This window comes from Pseudescherichia sp., assembly GCF_031979925.1.
GTDB lineage: Bacteria > Pseudomonadota > Gammaproteobacteria > Enterobacterales > Enterobacteriaceae > Pseudescherichia.
The window spans coordinates 343,210-360,089 of sequence record NZ_DALZFB010000001.1 but is presented as its reverse complement, the minus strand read 5'-3'; the positions used below and the strand labels follow the sequence as shown (position 1 = coordinate 360,089).

At 57.0% G+C, this 16,880-nt stretch carries 17 protein-coding genes; 8 read left to right on the top strand and 9 right to left on the bottom strand.

Annotated elements, in window-relative coordinates; all coding sequences use genetic code 11:
* Nucleotides 1-94: 94 nt before the first annotated feature.
* On the bottom strand, nucleotides 95-1,231 hold the full coding sequence (locus RTM13_RS01740; RefSeq protein ID WP_312209597.1) for an MFS transporter: 1,137 nt from the start codon (nucleotides 1,229-1,231) through the stop codon (nucleotides 95-97).
* 101 nt (nucleotides 1,232-1,332) lie between these two features.
* Here RTM13_RS01740 and RTM13_RS01735 point away from each other — a divergent pair, with 101 nt between their 5' ends.
* Both RTM13_RS01735 and RTM13_RS01730 read left to right on the top strand, forming a co-directional pair.
* Complete coding sequence (locus RTM13_RS01735) at nucleotides 1,333-2,103, top strand: DeoR/GlpR family DNA-binding transcription regulator (protein WP_312209595.1); 771 nt, start codon at nucleotides 1,333-1,335, stop codon at nucleotides 2,101-2,103.
* A 63-nt stretch (nucleotides 2,104-2,166) separates the two neighbouring features.
* Complete coding sequence (locus RTM13_RS01730; RefSeq protein WP_312209593.1) at nucleotides 2,167-3,060, top strand: dihydrodipicolinate synthase family protein; 894 nt, start codon at nucleotides 2,167-2,169, stop codon at nucleotides 3,058-3,060.
* A gap of 22 nt (nucleotides 3,061-3,082) precedes the next feature.
* Here the strand turns inward: RTM13_RS01730 and RTM13_RS01725 are convergent, their stop codons facing one another.
* Nucleotides 3,083-3,685 (bottom strand): helix-turn-helix domain-containing protein, encoded by a 603-nt coding sequence (locus tag RTM13_RS01725; RefSeq protein WP_312209592.1) that lies wholly within the window; start codon nucleotides 3,683-3,685, stop codon nucleotides 3,083-3,085.
* A gap of 43 nt (nucleotides 3,686-3,728) precedes the next feature.
* On the opposite strand from RTM13_RS01725, the gene RTM13_RS01720 reads away from it, so the two are divergent.
* The gene (locus tag RTM13_RS01720; RefSeq protein WP_312209591.1) at nucleotides 3,729-4,415 is read left to right on the top strand and encodes a B3/4 domain-containing protein; all 687 of its coding nucleotides are present in this window, start codon (nucleotides 3,729-3,731) and stop codon (nucleotides 4,413-4,415) included.
* Here RTM13_RS01720 and RTM13_RS01715 read toward each other — a convergent pair.
* A complete protein-coding gene (locus RTM13_RS01715; RefSeq protein WP_312209589.1) occupies nucleotides 4,412-5,803 on the bottom strand; it encodes an FAD-binding oxidoreductase in 1,392 nt (463 codons plus the stop codon). The genes RTM13_RS01720 and RTM13_RS01715 overlap by 4 nt on opposite strands.
* 146 nt (nucleotides 5,804-5,949) lie before the next feature.
* Complete coding sequence (locus tag RTM13_RS01710) at nucleotides 5,950-6,558, bottom strand: TetR/AcrR family transcriptional regulator (protein WP_312209587.1); 609 nt, start codon at nucleotides 6,556-6,558, stop codon at nucleotides 5,950-5,952.
* 127 nt (nucleotides 6,559-6,685) lie between these two features.
* Between RTM13_RS01710 and RTM13_RS01705 the strand changes: the two genes are divergently transcribed.
* Both RTM13_RS01705 and RTM13_RS01700 read left to right on the top strand, forming a co-directional pair.
* Nucleotides 6,686-7,081 (top strand): RidA family protein, encoded by a 396-nt coding sequence (locus RTM13_RS01705; protein ID WP_312209585.1) that lies wholly within the window; start codon nucleotides 6,686-6,688, stop codon nucleotides 7,079-7,081.
* 31 nt (nucleotides 7,082-7,112) lie between these two features.
* Entirely contained in the window at nucleotides 7,113-8,120 is a 1,008-nt protein-coding gene (locus RTM13_RS01700) for an NAD(P)-dependent oxidoreductase (RefSeq protein WP_312209584.1), read from the top strand.
* A gap of 63 nt (nucleotides 8,121-8,183) precedes the next feature.
* Here the strand turns inward: RTM13_RS01700 and RTM13_RS01695 are convergent, their stop codons facing one another.
* A complete protein-coding gene (locus RTM13_RS01695; RefSeq protein WP_312209582.1) occupies nucleotides 8,184-8,687 on the bottom strand; it encodes a heme-binding protein in 504 nt (167 codons plus the stop codon).
* Between the two features lie 148 nt (nucleotides 8,688-8,835).
* On the opposite strand from RTM13_RS01695, the gene RTM13_RS01690 reads away from it, so the two are divergent.
* A complete protein-coding gene (locus RTM13_RS01690) occupies nucleotides 8,836-9,714 on the top strand; it encodes an MBL fold metallo-hydrolase (protein WP_312209580.1) in 879 nt (292 codons plus the stop codon).
* Nucleotides 9,715-9,724: 10 nt separating this feature from the next.
* On the opposite strand, the gene dsdA is transcribed toward RTM13_RS01690, so the two are convergent.
* Together dsdA and RTM13_RS01680 are read right to left on the bottom strand one after the other, a co-directional pair.
* A complete protein-coding gene (dsdA, locus tag RTM13_RS01685; RefSeq protein WP_312210115.1) occupies nucleotides 9,725-11,059 on the bottom strand; it encodes a D-serine ammonia-lyase in 1,335 nt (444 codons plus the stop codon).
* A 25-nt stretch (nucleotides 11,060-11,084) separates the two neighbouring features.
* The gene (locus RTM13_RS01680; RefSeq protein ID WP_312209579.1) at nucleotides 11,085-12,701 is read right to left on the bottom strand and encodes a peptide ABC transporter substrate-binding protein; all 1,617 of its coding nucleotides are present in this window, start codon (nucleotides 12,699-12,701) and stop codon (nucleotides 11,085-11,087) included.
* A 187-nt stretch (nucleotides 12,702-12,888) separates the two neighbouring features.
* Between RTM13_RS01680 and mpaA the strand changes: the two genes are divergently transcribed.
* Complete coding sequence (gene mpaA / locus RTM13_RS01675) at nucleotides 12,889-13,602, top strand: murein tripeptide amidase MpaA (RefSeq protein WP_312209577.1); 714 nt, start codon at nucleotides 12,889-12,891, stop codon at nucleotides 13,600-13,602.
* Here mpaA and ycjG read toward each other — a convergent pair.
* Nucleotides 13,593-14,558, bottom strand: coding sequence for an L-Ala-D/L-Glu epimerase (gene ycjG / locus RTM13_RS01670; RefSeq protein WP_312209576.1), 966 nt, complete (start codon nucleotides 14,556-14,558; stop codon nucleotides 13,593-13,595). The two genes, mpaA and ycjG, sit on opposite strands and share 10 nt — an antisense overlap.
* Nucleotides 14,559-14,686: 128 nt before the next feature.
* Here ycjG and tpx point away from each other — a divergent pair, with 128 nt between their 5' ends.
* Nucleotides 14,687-15,199 carry a thiol peroxidase gene (tpx, locus tag RTM13_RS01665; RefSeq protein ID WP_312209575.1) on the top strand — a complete coding sequence of 171 codons (513 nt, stop codon included), beginning with the start codon at nucleotides 14,687-14,689 and terminating at the stop codon, nucleotides 15,197-15,199.
* Between the two features lie 43 nt (nucleotides 15,200-15,242).
* Here the strand turns inward: tpx and tyrR are convergent, their stop codons facing one another.
* Nucleotides 15,243-16,784, bottom strand: a complete 1,542-nt coding sequence (gene tyrR, locus RTM13_RS01660; RefSeq protein WP_312209574.1) for a transcriptional regulator TyrR — start codon at nucleotides 16,782-16,784, stop codon at nucleotides 15,243-15,245.
* Nucleotides 16,785-16,880 lie beyond the last annotated feature (96 nt).

The following is a 16,880-nucleotide window of genomic DNA, read 5'->3' as shown; positions in this document are numbered from 1 at the left end:
AGAGTATAGCGAGGCACCCTGCCTGCGATTAGAGGGGAAACCAGGGACGGGCTTATGAGCTGGACTCATAGATAACACCCGTCCCTATGGCATATTACATCTCTTCCCGCAGCTTCATCGTTTTGTTGAGTGCAACGCTGAGCAGCAGTACCACAACCATCAGCGCGGCGACAAACATAAAGGCGTGGGGTAACGAGCTGTGATGAGCGATAAAGCCAATCATCGCTGGACCGGCCAGCACGCCGATATACCCCAGCGTAGTGACGGCGGGTACGGCGACCATCTGCGGCATGCTCGTTTGCTTACCAATCTGGCTAAACATGACCGGGACAATGTTGGCGCAACCGGCACCAATAAGCAGGTAGCCCACCAGCAGCAGAGCGAGGGAAGCGGCGGTAAAAATCAGGCAGAAGCCAGCGAAAGCCATGATCGCTCCGCAGACTACCACGCGCAACTGACCAACGCGGGCAATGATCGCATCCCCGCTGAGACGTCCGGCGGTCATCGCCACGGCAAAACAGGTAAAGCCCAGCCCGCCCAGCGAATCCGCTACGTTTCTGACCTCTACAAGATAGACCGCGCTCCAGTCGAGAACCGTTCCCTCGGCCAGGAAGACAATAAAGCAGATCACCCCAAGGAGCAGTACCTCCCCTTTAGGAATAGCGAAGGCCGGGCCTTCAGCCGGGTTAGCATAGGGCAGAAAATGGCGAAAGCTGACTGCGACCAGCAGCGCGACTAGCAGCACAATTAACAGCGTGGCGCTCAGAATAGAGAGGCCCATGCTAAGCAGGCCGGTCATAATCCCTGCTCCGGCAATGCCGCCGACGCTGTACATCCCATGAAAGCCGGACATCAGCGGCACGTTCTCGTTTTTCTCCACCAGAATCGCCTGGATATTCATGGCGCAGTCAGTCATGCCTATCCCGGTACCGAAGATCAGCAGCAGCAGCCCCAGGCTTAACGGGCTTTCAGCCAGCGTCAGAAAAGGCATCGACAGAATAACGATCGCTACGGCGCAGCCAATGATTTTCCGGCAGCCAAAGCGGGACGAGAGCGGCCCGGCCAGGGGCATGGAGATAATCGCCCCGCCCCCCAGACAGAGCAGCAGGATGCCAAGCAGGGCATCGTTGGCCCCGGTATGCAGTTTGGCGAAGGGCACCATCACCGCCCATGCGGCGGTTGCCAGCCCGGCAACAAAGAAAATGATTCGGGTCGCTAGCTTCTCATTCATGCAGGATCTCTTTTAGGTAAGGGGCAGATTCGTTTGACGAGACAATTGTAATGCACGATTATGCTCTGTGTTGCTCGATGCAAAATTATTCAGGAGTTACCATGCTCGATTATGCAGCTTTACCCGAGCAGCGACAAGCGCTCATTAGACAGATCCTTGAGGAGAATGGCCGCGTACTCTGTAGCGAGCTGGCCGTCCGCCTGGGGGTGTCAGAACATACTATTCGCCGTGATTTACATGAGCTTAGCAATGAGGGGATCTGTAAAAAGGTTTACGGCGGGGCCATCATGATGCTGCCTGAATCCGGGGACTATAGCCTGCGGAAAGAGAAAAACCAGGCTAAAAAGAGCAAAATCGCGCAGCGCTGCGCCCGGCTGGTGAAGTCCGGCAGCTCTATTTTTATTGATACCGGAACGACTAATCTGGCGATGGCGGAGGCGCTCCCCGCCGAGCTGGCCCTCACTGTCGTCACCAACTCACCGGAGATTGCGGCGGCGCTGCTGAAAAAGCCGCTGTATGAGGTGATTATTCTTGGCGGCCAGGTCCAGCGCGCCTCGGGCGGCTGCGTAGGAATGCCAGCTATTACCCAGATCCGGGGCATGCTCTTTGACCAGGGATTTATCGGCGGCTGTGCAATGGCTCCGGAGTCGGGCCTGACGGGTTTCGACTACGCTGACTGCGAATTTAAAAAAGCGGTGATCGCCCAGTGTAATGAGACCATCGTCGCGCTCACTGCCAATAAGATCCCCGCCGTAGCCCGCTACGTGGTGGCCGCCTGTAGTGAGATCGACATCATGGTCGTCGAGGAGAATATCAGCAAAGCCTATGCCGATGCCTTTCGCGGGCACGATATCCGAATCTATACGGTGTAATAATTTGCCACCATGCCGGCAAATACCTGTCTCTTTTTATTCTTCAATTGACTGGAGTGTGTCATGTTCAGCGGACTTAGCGCGTTTCCCCTCACGCCCATTACAGCGTCAGGTTTCGATGAAAAGGGATTTAGCAAAATTGTGCAACGGATCGTCGCAGCCGAAGCCGACTCTATCGGCGTGTTAGGCTCTACCGGAAGCTATGCCTACCTGACCCGGGAGCAGAGAAAATACATTGCTACCCTGGCCGTAGAACACGCCAATAACATTCCGGTGATGGTCTGCGTGGGAGCGATGGCTACGGAACAGGTACTGCATCTGATCGATGATGCACAAATGGCAGGTGTCAGCGCCCTGCTGCTGCCAGCCCTCTCGTACCAGCAACTGCGGGAAGATGAAGTATTTGCGCTGTTTGACACCGTTACGCGCCACACCTCCCTGCCTGTATGTGTGTACGATAATCCCGGCACTACACACTTTACGTTTTCCGACGCGCTGTATGCGCGTATCGCGGAGCTGCCTGGGGTGAGTTCTATCAAGATCCCCGGCCTGCCTGAGGAGCCTGAGAAAGCTGCGGCCCGGGTCGCGCAGATCAGAGAGCGACTGCCGGCAAAAACAACCCTTGGTATTAGCGGCGATGCGTTTGCGGGGGTTGGGCTGAATGCTGGCTGTGAGGCGTGGTATTCGGTATGCGGGGGGCTTTTCCCTCGTGTGGCAAAAGAGATTACCGAGGCCACTGCACGCGGCGATCGCCAGCAGGTCACCCAACTGACCGAGCGTCTTGCCCCGCTGTGGCAGCTATTTCGTAAGCATGGCGGCAGCATTCGCGTTATCGCCGCCGCCGCAGGCGTGCTGGGTTTGACCAGCGGCGATTGCCTTCCGCGCCCGCTGCTGCCGCTTTCAGCAGAGCACACCGCGGAAATCGCCGCTGTCATTACGTCTCTTGAGCTGGAATAGAACCTACGGACATGCACGCCAATCAGCGGCTCTTCTCATACACCGTCATGGTAAATTCGAGCGCGTCGCTGGTTTCATTCATATAGGCATGGGGCATATCGGTTCTGGCCACCGCCGAGCAGCCTTCGTTAATGACGTAATCACGCCCATCGACCCGGAGCGTTAGCTGGCCCCGGTTAACAAACAGCAGCTCACAGGTGTCAGCCGGATGGCCGGATGAGGCAAACGCTTCGCCAGGATGCATTACCCACTGCCAAAGCTCCAGCATATCCGGCCCGCTGGTACCGGCCATCAATTTCGCACTTCCGCCTTTTTCGCCCTGCCATAGCACGGGGATCTCATCCCGGTCGATAAGATGAACCGTCGGTTCGCTGGCAACGTTCACGACGTCAGCTACGGAGACGTTCATTGCAGCAGCGATTTTGCACAGCAATGCAATGCTGGGATTAGCCCTACAGCCTTCAATATCCACCAGCATCCCCTTGCTGACGCCGGAGCGGCGGGAAAGCTCATCGAGTGAGAGCTTCTTTTGGCTGCGATAGAGTTTGATGCGCTGGGAAACCGCATCATTGATAGCGCTTACGTCGGCTCCGCTGGCGGTCGTTATATTGACTTTTTTGGTCATCGGTCGATATCATAGAATAAAACAGTCATTACAGGATTATGCGATGTCTTCTATGTTACCGTCAATTAGCCCGGAGCTGGCACGTATCGCTCCAGGGTTTCGTGCGCTGAGTATCTATGTCAAAGCCGCTCCGCTGTGTGATCTGCAGGTTGGAGAGCTGGCGCTGAAAGAGGCCTGTCAGGCGGTACTTGACGGTCAACCCGCCTGGGCCGAAAGCCATCTGAACGCCTGGTGCGACGTGTTTAAAGCGTTTGGTGCTAAGCCCAAGCGTACCCCCTGCTCTGCTGAAGCACTGCGTAAGCGGGTGCTGCGGGACGGCACGATGGCGGCGTTGGATCCAGTCGTCGATCTCTATAACGCGGTCAGCCTGCGCTATGCCGTACCGGTGGGCGGAGAAAATTTCGCTGCCTACCGCGGCTTACCACGTTTGGTCATTGCTGAGGGGACGGAAGCGTTCGATGCCATGAAAGAGGGGCAGCCCACCGTCGAGTCGCCCGAGCCGGGGGAGGTGATCTGGCGTGACGATATTGGCGTAACCTGTCGCCGCTGGAACTGGCGTCAGGGCGTTCGCACACGTCTGAGTGTGTCCGATAAAGAGATGTGGTTTATTCTGGAAAGCCTGCCGGAGATGCCCCTTGATGAACTGCACGCCGCCGGCAAAATGCTTACCGACGGCCTTACGCAGATGATGCCTGGTCTGGCGTTTGAGACCACGCTGGTTAGTGTTTAACCCTGTACCGGCTTAATGTTCTGATTCATCCGGAAGAGGTTTGTCGGGTCGTACTTATTCTTCAGCTCCACCAGTCGATTCCAGGTCGCACCGTAGGCGAAGGCGATGCGGTCGGTCTCATCATGTGTGAGGAAGTTAATGTATGCCCCGCTGCTGGCAAAGGGTTGTGATCTAGCAAAAAACTCTCGCGCCCAGGTGATGCAGCGCTCATCCTCGGCAGCGGTATCCCAGCGACCGTGAACATTCATTACGTAGTTGGCATCCCGGTTTGAGTAGGCCATGGCTTCAGGCGCTACGCTGGCCGTCTGGCCGCCAATCGTCCCGATAAATATTTCACAATGAGGTGACGGCAGCCTGGCCGCGAATTCGATGATCGCATCGATAACGCCGTCACTGAGCTGCGAGAAGTTGTGCGACTTCCAGTAGTTGCGCGCCCCTTTTACTAGCAGCGGATCGAAGGCCTGCTGCCAGGCGACATAGGGCTGCACGCCGATGTGTTCGCCGAGCACCGTGCCAAACCCGCGCAGCGGCTCGATCAGCCTCTCGCCCTCTTCAGGATCGCCCGCATAGCACAGCGCCAGCGCAACCATCTCTTTCCCGTGTACGTCCTCGGGCAAGAAAGGTAGCGGAGGGGCTTTGCGCGTGACCATCCAGACATTAAGCTCATCCGGCATCGTCTCGGTGAACCGGGCAAACTGTGAGATGACCTGTTTTGCCTCAGCAAACGGAAAAACGATAAGACCGCTCAACACGTCCGGTCCGACGGGATGGAGCTGGAACTCGAAGCGCGTCACCACCCCGAAGTTGCCCCCCCCACCCCGCAGCCCCCAAAAAAGATCCGCATTTTCTGTTTCGCTGGCGTGCAGCTGGCGACCGTCTGCCGTGACAACCTCAACGGAGAGCAGGTTGTCTATGGTCATACCGTACTTTCGACTCAGCCAGCCGAAGCCACCGCCGAGCGTCAGGCCAGCCACCCCCGTGGTCGAGTTGATCCCCAGCGGCGTGGCAAGACCGTGGACCTGGGCTGCCTCATCGAAATCGTTGAGCGTGCACCCTGGCTCGACGCTGGCTCGGTGGGTATTCAGGTCTACTATCACTTCCTTCATCAGTGAGAGGTCGATCATCAGACCGTCGTCGCACACGGCATTACCGGCAATGTTATGCCCACCCCCGCGGATAGATATGAGAAGATCCTGCGTACGGCCAAACTCGATAGCCTGGACGACATCTTCAGCCGACATGCAGCGGGCGATCAGTGCGGGCCTGCGGTCGATCATGGCGTTCCAAATCTGACGCACCTCGTCATAGCCTGCTTCATCAGGGAGGATCACTTTCCCATGGAAGTGCGTTTTGAACTCGTCGATATTGTTCTTAGGTAACTCGTTCATGATTGTCTCCTGGATGTGTTTATCCCTACCAATTATGGTGGGTTCCTCGCAGGTTCTGCTGGTTTACAGGAGACTTGTTGAGAAGTTTGTTAACCCGGTCATAATCAGGTTTGGCACTGGGCTACGCCTCTGTCCAGGGTTGCGCCTTACGCAGTACAATGCGGAGCGGGATTACGTAAGCCGCTTGCCAGTTGCGTAAACACCGCAATAATTTTCGGCAGTGCCTTCTCCGGCTCGTTGCTGGCCGCTATCCAGATCGCCGCGTTCATCGCAGCGCTGTTTAGCATATGTGCTGCGGCATCTGCATCTACGGCTTTTAGAGCGCCGCAGTCGAGCATTTTTTTAACGGTCTGGCGGGTGGCTTCAAGGCAGCTAATCTGCCCCGGCCACTGGGCAGGATCGCCAAGAAATGCCGGACCATCAAGCAGCACGATGCGTCGCACCTCTGGATCCAGGGCCATCTTGATATAGGCGACGCCTTCAGCCAGCAGCCTCTCCCAATCGTCGCGAGTATGAGAGGCCTCATCCTTCGCACGTTGTGCCATTTCACCATCAATCTGGGCTACCACCGCGGCTAGTAATCCCTTTTTATCGCCAAAGTTGTGATAGAGCGCGCCACGGGTAAGCCCAACGCTGGCTGTTAATTCATCCATTGATGCAGCGGCAAAACCCTTCTCAGCAAAGGCTTTTCGCGCTGCCATTATCAGTTTCGCGCGGTTCTCTTCCATCGTTTCGACGCGGCGTTTGGTAACCATATCTTCTCCATCTCCATTTGACATACGCTCCGTATGTGTGATTAATTTGACATACGACATGTATATTAAATCAACTGTCCGTGTTGTGCTTTACGTTTTTCACCCTGAATAAAGTAAAGGAAACCCTATGATTCAACGCGAACCGATTTTCCCCGCCAGCCGTCATGCTCTCTATGAGGAGCACGGTTATTCTGCTGCGATACGATCCGGCGATTTACTGTTTGTTTCCGGCCAGGTAGGAAGCCGCGCCGATGGCACACCGGAGCCAGATTTTGCCGCGCAGGTGCAGTTGGCGTTTGATAATCTCAAAGCGACGCTGGCGGCAGCGGGCTGTACATTTGAAGACCTGATTGATGTCACTACGTTTCACACCGACCCGCAAAATCAATTTCCCACGATTATGCAGGTAAAAGAGTCTATTTTCCCGCATCCCCCCTATCCAAACTGGACGGCCATAGGCGTTACCTGGCTCGCAGGATTTGATTTTGAAATTAAGGTCATAGCCCGAATTCCAACCCCTTAGTCGCTCATCATCTAAACGAGGAGACACGCTTATGTCATTAGCTCCGATTCTATTAATGGGTGGTTCCGGTTCAATTGGTCGCCAGGCCGCTCGGGCGATACACGCTATCTATCCCGATATTCCCCTGCTGGTCGGTGGCCGCGATCTTACCAAAGCGCAGAACGCAGCGGCAGAAATGGGACCTGCGCAAGGTGTCGCACTGGACACGGCGTCTGCTGACCTGGGGCTTGGCGATCAAAAAGTCAGCGCTGTGGTCGTTCTCTATAAGGACCCTGCCCTCGCCGGACTCCGCTTCGCCCAGTCGCGCGGCATATCGCATCTGAGTATCTCGTCGGGGATATTTGAGATAGCCCCGGAAATCGCCAGCTTTATGCATGCACCGGGTGCCTCAGCAATCGTGCTGGGTTATGAGTGGCTGGTTGGTGCCACCACGGTGCCTGCGCTCCATCTGGCAAAATCATTCAGCGAAGTGTATGAAATCCGCATTGGTGCTCTGGTTGATGAAGAGGATACCGGCGGGCCGGCGGTAGCCGCTGATTTCGAACATCTGAACCACCTGCTGCCGGAGGCGCTCACGCTCCGGGATGGTATCTGGTTATGGCGTGAGGGCGACGACGCCAAAGCGGTTTTCTCCGCGCTCGACGGCACTGAAATTAACGCAACCGGCTTCTCCTCAATCGACGTGACGGGTCTGGCCGCCGCTACGGGCGCACACAGCGTTCAGTTCGACCTGGGTCAGGGCGTCAGCTCGAGCCGACGTAAAGGCGGTGCATTATCGACGGAGATCATCCTTGATATTTCTGGCCTCGACCACTCAGGACAGGCACTTCGCACCCGCCATGCAGTCGTGCATCCGGGCGGTGCGGCACCGCTGACAGGGATGGGGATAGCCTTGCTCCTTGAACGGCTGGTCGGGCTGGACGGACAGTCGCCGGTAGCGCCTGGATTATACTTCCCTTATCAGATTCTGGATGCCTCGCACTATTTAGCGCGTCTGGCGCAGGAGGGAGGAGAGATAGTGGAACTCTTATCGTCATAAGGTGACATCCGGATCAACTCCCGGCGAGCTGGCCTTACGCTCGCCGGTGCCCTCTTTTTATCGTTATTGCTGCTGCGCGTTTCCGCCAAATACCTTGTTAATGGCTTCGGCTCCACACCGATCGTCAGATTCAGCACCTCCGGTTCCCGCCATACCAATGGCACCAATCCACTGGCCGCGATATTTTACCGGTACGCCACCGCCAAGGAGCAATAATTCATTAACGGTATTGAGATTAACGGAGTCAGGCGAGGATTGCGCCTTTGTGGCAAGCTGTTTGGTCGGCGTTTTCGTAGACAATGCGGTGAAGGCCTTACGCCAGGCGGCCTGCGTATTATGCGGTCCCACATTATCATCCCGCATCAGCGAAACCAGGTTTCCACCACGATCAACTACGGCCACCACGCCCTGACGATCCATAGCATGGCATATGGACAATGCCTCCGTTGCCAGTTTACTACTCAGCTCCTGAGTCATGTCATAGACCGCGGCTGGCTCGGCAGAGAGGGCCATACCTGGAGCAGCAAACAACATGGCGAGGGACAAGGCAGCAATCGACTTTTTCATCTTTGATTCTCCTGTATAAATCACCCTGCTGTTATACCTGCATGGTTGCCTCAACTACCTGTCAGAAGTATGACAATATTGTCATCTGGCGCGGAAACAGGCACTCCCTGCACCGATACTTCTCGCAGAATATGATGTTTGGCCTAACATGATTAAGCAGGCCATCAAACATGAACGAGAGGAAAATATGAAAGTTCATCATCTTAACTGTGGGTGTATGTGCCCGGTCGGTGGCGCATTGTTTGATGGCTTCAGTAAAGGCATTTTTGCGCATCTGGTATGCCATTGCCTGCTTATTGAAACCGATCGGGACGGGTTGGTACTGGTCGATACAGGGTTTGGACGAGATGATGTTCGTCAGCCAGAAAAACGGCTATCAGGCTTTTTTCGGGTGCTGAATAATATTCAAAGGCGAGAAGCGCTGACGGCCCGTTCACGTATAGAAGCGCTGGGGTTCCGGGCAGAGGATGTCCGGCACATCATCCTTACGCATCTTGATTTTGACCATGCGGGTGGGCTTACAGACTTTCCTGGCGCGCAGATACATTTGCTGCAAACAGAAATCAATACTGCAGAGCAGCGACACAGCTGGCTGGCTCGCGAGCGCTATCGGCCCGGACAGTGGAGCGGCATATCTGGCTGGACAGGTTACAAACCGCAGGGAGAGACATGGTACGGCTTTGAGGCGGTTACGGCGCTAAAAGGGTTGCCGCCGGAAATCCTGCTGGTACCGCTGGTGGGCCATACGCAGGGTCATGCAGGCATTGCAGTAAGCCAGCCACAAGGATGGCTACTGCACGGGGGCGACGCCTGGTTCTATCGCGGCGAAATGGATCTGCAAAAACCCCACTGCACGCCGGGGCTGCGCTTTTATCAATGGATGATGGCAATGGATAACGACGCCAGGCACCGTACGCAACAGCAGTTACGGGAGCTGTTTGCTCGCTATCATCAAGAGATCACGTTCTTTTGCAGCCATGATGCAAAAGAGCTAAACGCCTTCGACCCGCACAGTGAAAACGGTTAAGGAGCGCCATTCAGAGATGTTCGTCCGCGCATTTCCCTTTCGCGAGGTACTCCTGCATCTCTTTCTCAGGAACCATCCCACCTCCGGTAGCCCAGACCAGATGAGTGGCGTTAGCCATGGTTTCGGCTGAGAGAGCGTGCTGCGTCTGGTAAGAACCACTCGCCGTAATGCGCTGTGGCCCACTCATACCGGCCAGTGCGGAGGGTTCAAGACGGATACCTTCCGTCCGATCCAGCATTGCCAGAAGAGCATACATCGACTCATCGCTGAGCGTATAGCAACCATCAATAAGCTGCTCCATCGCCCGGCCAACGAACCCGGATGGGCGACCAACGGCCAGGCCATCTGCTGCGGTTTTGTTGTCGATACCGATCTCCTGCACGGAGATAGCATCATGCAGGCCGGTACTCATTCCCAGCAGCATACAGGGTGAGTGCGTGGGTTCTGCGAAGAAGCAATGGACATCATCCCCAAAGGCAAGCTTAAGTCCGAAGGCAACGCCGCCAGGGCCACCGCCTACACCGCAGGGAAGATAAACGAACAGGGGGTGTTCAGCATCAACGGTAATATTCTTAACCTGCAGCTGCTGGCGCAGGCGCAGGCCTGCTACTGAATAGCCCAGAAATAGCGTCCGGGAGTTCTCATCATCAATGAAGAAACAGGCAGGATCGGAGCCAGCAGCTTTACGCCCCTGCTCAACGGCCACGCTGTAATCCTGCTCATACTCCATCACCTCCACGCCGTGCGAGCGGAGCTTATCTTTTTTCCACTGGCGCGCGTCGGCAGACATATGCACGGTAACGTGAAAGCCGAGCCTGGCGCTAATAATACCGATTGAAAGCCCCAGGTTGCCCGTTGAGCCTACGGCAATTTTATACTGGCTGAAAAACTGGCGAAACGCTGGTGAGAGCAGGATGCTGTAATCATCCGTCGTACTGATAAGGCCAGCTTCAAGGGCGAGCGTCTCCGCGTGGGTCAGCACCTCATAGATCCCCCCGCGTGCCTTGATCGAACCAGAAATCGGCAGGTGACTGTCTTTCTTGAGCCAGATATGCCCTGCAACCGGACCCGTTTTCTCCAGCTCCGCCTGCATCAGCGGTACCGGAACCATATCGGACTCGATGATGCCCGCCGTAGCGACCGTTTCCGGAAACGCCTGGGCGAGCAGCGGTGCAAAGCGATACAGTCGGGCCTCGGCATCTTCAGCATCGGCAAGCGTCAGCCCAACGCGCTTAAGGCCCTCTTCCGCAGGCTTGACGCCCGGATTGAACCAGATAGTTTCGCGCAGGGACTGCAGCTCGGCGACCACAGGCGATAAAGGGATATCTTTTGCAACTTCGTTCATAGTTGGCATAACAAAGCGTTCCCCATCAATGCGCCACAATATACATCGTCCGGGTGTAGGCCACGTCCTCAGGGTTATTGATCGGATAGCCCTTCAGCCACGGCTTGATTAGCCGCCCGTTGGTGTACTGGTAGATTGGCGCAATAGGCGCTTCACGAGCGAGAATTTTCTCTGCCGCGTTATAGTCCGCGTTGCGCGCCCTGGCGGTCGGCTCCAGCGCCGCCTGCTTCATCACTTTATCGTAGGCCGGATCGTTGAAACGGGAGATGTTACCGCTGTGGGTTGAGGTCAGCAGCGACAGGAAGGTAGACGGCTCGTTGTAGTCCCCAACCCACGAGGCGCGGATCACATCGAAATTGCCGGTGTTGCGGCTGTCGATATAGGTTTTCCACTCCTGGTTTTGCAGCTTCACGTCAACGCCGAGATTTTTCCGCCACATCGACGCCACGGCAATGGCAATCTTTTGATGGTTCTCTGAGGTGTTATACAGCAGGGTCAGCTTTAATGGACGGCCTGGCCCATAGCCCGCCGCCTGGAGTAGCGTTTTCGCCTGCACGTTCAGCTCGGCCTGGCTCAGGTGCTCCGCATCCGAAGGATCGGGCTTGAAGCCCGCCGTCACGTCGGGAGTAAAGCGCCAGGCGGGCTTCTCGCCGGTTCCCAGCACTTTCTCCGCCATCAGGCGGCGATCGATGGTCATGCTCAACGCCAGGCGTACGCGGGCATCCGCCGTCGGCCCCTTCTGGGTATTAAACGCATAGTAGTAGGTGCCCAGCTGCGGCGGGGTATAGACCTGGTCAGGAATATCTTTAAGCAGCTTCTGATACAGGTTTTTCGGGAAGGATTCAGTGATATCGATATCCCCCGCCAGATAGCGCTTGGTGGCCGCCGACTCCTGATTAATGGGAATAAAGGTGACGGATTTGATCACCGTTTTGCCGTTATCCCAGTAGTGGGCGTTAGGCTCCAGGACCAGTTTCTCGTTAACGACGCGATCCTTGAGCACATAGGCTCCGTTACCCACCAGCTTACCCGGCTGGGTCCACGCCTTGTCGCTCTCGACGTTGGCTTTTTGCACCGGGTAGAAGGCAAAGCTGGCGGCCAGGTTGGCAAACCAGGGCAGCGGATTATCGAGCTGCACGCGAAGAGTGTGCGGATCCACCGCCGTCACTGCCAGCGTGTCCGGACTGGCTTTGCCATCAATAATGCTCTGGGCATTGCCGATGCCAGCCAGCGCAGCAAACCAGGCAAAAGGCGACGTGGTTTTTGGATCCACCAGACGCTGCCAGCTATAGACAAAGTCCTGAGCGGTGACCGGCGTCCCGTCCGACCAGCGGGCATCGTTGCGCAGGGTAAAAGTCCAACTGCGGTTATCGCTGGTGCTCCATTTGGTCGCCACGCCGGGAATAATCTCCCCCTTCTCATTCTGGTTCACCAGCCCCTCGTAGAGATCGCGGATCACCTGAATCTCCGGCAGCCCCACGGCTTTCGCAGGGTCAAGAGTAGCAGGCTCATCTTTGATATGACGCACTAGCGTCTGCTGCGCCGCCAGCCTGGTTCCGGCGGGCACGTCCGCGGCAAAAGAGGGGGAAGAGAGACCGCATAACCACAGCGCAGCACAGAGGAGGGAGACGGGATGTTTCATAAGATGACCCTATAGCTAAATGCCCGGCGAAAAGATGGGTTAATTATTTGTTTTCGCATGGAGAAATGCAAACGGCTTAGCAAGATTAGGCGATATTTACTGCCTCGCTCTCATACTGAATGAAACAATTTGAAAAGCGCTGCGCTTTGCCTAACACTTTGTCTATCCCCTGTCTGATAGGATTGCTATGACCGCCTCACGCCCACGCGCCGAACGGGGCGCTTTTGCCACCGGAATGGAGCACTATGGCCGTTCGCGGCTCGGCGCGCCGCTTATCTGGTTTCCGGCCCCCGTCCCCTCCAGAGAGAGTGGATTGATCCTCGCCGGTACCCACGGAGATGAGAGCGCGGCAGTGGTGACCCTCTCCTGCGCGCTGCGAACGCTGGAACCGGCTCTGCGCCACCATCACGTGGTACTGGCGGTCAATCCTGACGGCTGTCAGCTTGGCCTGCGCGCCAACGCTCAGGGGGTCGATCTCAACCGCAACTTTCCCGCTGCCAACTGGCGGCCCGGTGAGACGGTCTACCGCTGGAACAGCGCCGCGAGCGCCCGTGACGTGGTGCTTCTGGCAGGTGATGCGCCAGGTTCAGAACCTGAAACCCAAAGCCTCTGCCAACTTATTCACCGCCTGCATCCGGCTTGGGTAGTTTCGTTTCACGATCCGCTGGCCTGCATTGAAGATCCTGCGCAAAGCCCGCTAGGCCACTGGCTCGCCGGAGCTTTTTCCCTGCCGCTGGTACGCAGCGTCGGCTACGAAACGCCCGGCTCGTTTGGCAGCTGGTGCGCCGATATTGGCCTGCACTGCATCACCGCCGAGCTGCCACCGATATCAAACGATGAAGCCAGCGAGCGCTATCTGCAGGCGATGACTCGCCTGCTGCGCTGGACGGATCAGAGGTGAAGCTGGCCGGTGCTGAAGCGCAGCGCCGGTTCAACGTCTACCGCCAGCCAGGTGGGACCGTCGAGATCGGCAAAGCGGGCCTGGGAGGCCAGCGGCAGCGCCGCCGCGATCGCCCTGGAGGTGCAGAGCATACAGCCCAGCATCAGCTCAAACCCCTGCGCCCGCGCTTCGCTGGCTAGCGCTAATGCTTCGGTCAGGCCGCCGGTCTTATCCAGCTTGATGTTGATCATCTCATAGCGCCCGGCAAGGGTTTTTAGGCAGCTGCGGGCGTGACAGCTCTCATCGGCACAGATGGGCAGCGGATGTATAAAGTTCTCCAGCGCGGCGTCATTATTGGCGGGAAGCGGCTGCTCCAGCATCGCTACGCCGAGATCCGCCAGCAGCTGGCAGCGTGCCGCCAGCCCCTCGCTGTGCCAGGATTCGTTGGCATCAACAATCAACGTGGCCTCCGGCACCGCGGTACGGATCGCCACCAGCCGCTCGCTGATGAGACGGTCGTCGAGCTTGATCTTCAGCAGTCTTGCCCCCTTCTCCCACAGCGCGGCGGCGCTGGCCGCCATCTGCTCCGGCGTACCAATCACAACCGTCTGCGCCGTGGTCAGATCGCCCGGCAGCACGACGCCCAGAAGCTGCTCCAGGCTGACGCCCAGCCGACGGATTTCCAGATCCCACAGGGCGCTGTCAACGGCGTTACGCGCTGCACCCGGCGGCAGCAGGGATTGCAACTGCTGGCGGCTGAGGCCTTTCTCCAGCTGCGGCACGATGGTCATGATCTGAGCAATCACTGATGCATCGCTCTCGCCATAACGTGGGTAGGGCGTGCACTCTCCAGTCGCTTTTATCCCCTCCTCTTCCAGCTCAACCACCACCACTCTGGCTTCGCTGCGGCTGCCCCGGGAGATGACAAACGGTGAATGCAGCGGCCAGCTCTCTTCATAGACCTTAACTGTTCTCATTCCTTGCTCCTTTAACGGAATGTTAAAAGTATAGTGATGAAAAGCGGGACAAAAATAGGTTTGCCGTGATTATGGCCGATCACGTACACTAGCGGCGACGTTAACTATATGTAAACAGGAAGATATTCATGTCACAAACCGTTCATTTCCAGGGCAATCCGGTCTCTGTTGCGGGCACCATTCCGGCTGTTGGCAGCAAAGCTCACCCTTTCACTCTGGTAGCGAAGGATCTGACCGACGTTACGCTGGCGCAGTTTGCCGGTAAGCGCAAAGTTCTCAACGTGTTCCCGAGCATCGACACCGGTGTTTGCGCCGCCTCCGTGCGCAAATTCAACCAGCTCGCCACCGAGATGAAAGATACCGTGGTACTGTGCATCTCCGCCGACCTGCCATTCGCCCAGTCCCGCTTCTGCGGCGCAGAAGGCCTGAGCAACGTGATTACCCTGTCGACTCTGCGTAACGCCGACTTCCTCGAAAACTACGGCGTGGGCATTGCCGAAGGCGCGCTGAAAGGCCTGGCCGCCCGTGCGGTAGTGGTTATCGACGAAAACGACACCGTCGTATTCAGCCAGCTGGTGAACGAGATCACCAACGAGCCGGACTACGAAGCTGCCCTGGAAGCCCTGGCGCAAAAAGCGTAACTGCACCAAAAAAAGAGCCTTCAGTGATGAAGGCTCTCTTGTTTTAATCCTCGCCCTTCTTCTGGCTCAGGCCATACTCCCGCAGCTTATTGGCAATCGCGGTGTGCGATACACCCAACCGTTTCGCCAGCTTGCGCGTGCTGGGATAGCTGCGATAGAGCTGAGTTAACACCGACCGTTCAAAACGGCTGGTGATGTCATCCAGCGAACCCTCCATCGCCTCTTCACCTACCGCCACGGTTCCCGCATCGTAGTCCGGTAGCAGAATGTCCTGCGGACGCAGCTCGTAGCCCTCCAGCTGCGTCAGCGCACGGTAGACCGCATTTTTCAGCTGGCGCACGTTGCCCGGCCAACTGTAACGGGTCAGGACGTTACTGAGATCGGTAGAGAGCTTCGGACGCGGCACACCCTGCTCGTCGGCAAAGCGGGCCACGAACAGCTCGGTCAGCGGCATGATGTCCTGAGGACGATCGCGCAGCGGAGGCAGATCCAGGGTCAGCACGTTCAGACGGTAGTAAAGGTCTTCCCGGAAAATACCCTTCTGTACCAGCTCCACCAGATTACGCTGGGTGGCGCAGATCACCCGTACGTCAACGTGAACCTCATGATCCTCGCCAACGCGGCGGAAGGTACCATCATTCAGGAAGCGCAGGAGCTTAACCTGCATGCGGGGCGACATCTCGCCGATCTCATCCAGCAGCACCGAGCCGCCGTTGGCCTGCTCGAAGAAACCTTTTTTGCCCTCCGGTGCATGGCCGAACAGCTCGCTCTCTACCGCATCCTCAGGAATTGACGCGCAGTTCAGGGCCAGATAGGGCTTTGCCGCACGCGGGCTGGCAAGATGGCAGGCGTGGGCCAGCAGATCCTTGCCAGTGCCGGTATCGCCAACGATTAACAGCGGCGCGCTGAGCATGGCCAGCTTACGCGCCTGGTCGATGACGTGGCGCATTTTCGGGCTGGCGGACACAATCTGATTAAAGGCGCTGGCGTCCTGACTGACCAGATCCTGCAGCTGGCGGCCCATGCGAATGGTAGAGCGCAGCATCACCACCGCGCCGATCAGCACCGGCTCGCCACGCTCACTTTCGAGGTGTACCGGCGTGATCTCCATTAAGAAGTTTTGCCCGTTGATAACGACATGCTCGTGGTGCGACGCCTGCGGATCCCCCTCCAGCCAGCGCTGGAAGTTAAAGCCGTTAATAAGCTGAGGTGCGGTATGGTTGCGCAGCCGGGACTGGCTCTGACCAAAGAGCTGGCAGCTGGCCTGGTTTGCCAGCTCAACCTTGCTCTTCATGTCCAGAGAGAGCACCGGCTCGGGCAAGGCCTCCAGCAGGGCGCTCATGGCACGGTGCTCGCGCTCGGAGGGCATCCACAAGACGGTACGCACGTCGGTCACGCTGGGAATACGGCGGATTTCGGCCATCAGGCTGCTGAAGTCATTAAATTCCAGTTCAGCAAAGTTAAGATAGATCCGCCCGATAGGATCGATCTCAATGCCACGTAAATCGATACCCCTGAGCACCAGAAGATCCAGCAGCTCACGAGTCAGACCAAGGCGGTCTTCACAAAAGACTTCAAGACGCATGGGAGTTGCCACCCTTAAACAGTCAACGTATTTAAGAATGATAAGACACTTATCCGCAGTCAGGAAGCTGTCTGTCAACAATTATTGACAGAGCGG

What these genes read in the sequence shown, in the direction of transcription:
- RTM13_RS01740 (WP_312209597.1), bottom strand. Translation starts at nt 1,231, where the DNA reads ATGAATGAGAAGCTAGCGACCCGAATCATTTTCTTTGTTGCCGGGCTG.
- RTM13_RS01735 (WP_312209595.1), top strand. Translation starts at nt 1,333, where the DNA reads ATGCTCGATTATGCAGCTTTACCCGAGCAGCGACAAGCGCTCATTAGA.
- RTM13_RS01730 (WP_312209593.1), top strand. Translation starts at nt 2,167, where the DNA reads ATGTTCAGCGGACTTAGCGCGTTTCCCCTCACGCCCATTACAGCGTCA.
- RTM13_RS01725 (WP_312209592.1), bottom strand. Translation starts at nt 3,685, where the DNA reads ATGACCAAAAAAGTCAATATAACGACCGCCAGCGGAGCCGACGTAAGC.
- RTM13_RS01720 (WP_312209591.1), top strand. Translation starts at nt 3,729, where the DNA reads ATGTCTTCTATGTTACCGTCAATTAGCCCGGAGCTGGCACGTATCGCT.
- RTM13_RS01715 (WP_312209589.1), bottom strand. Translation starts at nt 5,803, where the DNA reads ATGAACGAGTTACCTAAGAACAATATCGACGAGTTCAAAACGCACTTC.
- RTM13_RS01710 (WP_312209587.1), bottom strand. Translation starts at nt 6,558, where the DNA reads ATGGTTACCAAACGCCGCGTCGAAACGATGGAAGAGAACCGCGCGAAA.
- RTM13_RS01705 (WP_312209585.1), top strand. Translation starts at nt 6,686, where the DNA reads ATGATTCAACGCGAACCGATTTTCCCCGCCAGCCGTCATGCTCTCTAT.
- RTM13_RS01700 (WP_312209584.1), top strand. Translation starts at nt 7,113, where the DNA reads ATGTCATTAGCTCCGATTCTATTAATGGGTGGTTCCGGTTCAATTGGT.
- RTM13_RS01695 (WP_312209582.1), bottom strand. Translation starts at nt 8,687, where the DNA reads ATGAAAAAGTCGATTGCTGCCTTGTCCCTCGCCATGTTGTTTGCTGCT.
- RTM13_RS01690 (WP_312209580.1), top strand. Translation starts at nt 8,836, where the DNA reads ATGATTAAGCAGGCCATCAAACATGAACGAGAGGAAAATATGAAAGTT.
- dsdA (WP_312210115.1), bottom strand. Translation starts at nt 11,059, where the DNA reads ATGAACGAAGTTGCAAAAGATATCCCTTTATCGCCTGTGGTCGCCGAG.
- RTM13_RS01680 (WP_312209579.1), bottom strand. Translation starts at nt 12,701, where the DNA reads ATGAAACATCCCGTCTCCCTCCTCTGTGCTGCGCTGTGGTTATGCGGT.
- mpaA (WP_312209577.1), top strand. Translation starts at nt 12,889, where the DNA reads ATGACCGCCTCACGCCCACGCGCCGAACGGGGCGCTTTTGCCACCGGA.
- ycjG (WP_312209576.1), bottom strand. Translation starts at nt 14,558, where the DNA reads ATGAGAACAGTTAAGGTCTATGAAGAGAGCTGGCCGCTGCATTCACCG.
- tpx (WP_312209575.1), top strand. Translation starts at nt 14,687, where the DNA reads ATGTCACAAACCGTTCATTTCCAGGGCAATCCGGTCTCTGTTGCGGGC.
- tyrR (WP_312209574.1), bottom strand. Translation starts at nt 16,784, where the DNA reads ATGCGTCTTGAAGTCTTTTGTGAAGACCGCCTTGGTCTGACTCGTGAG.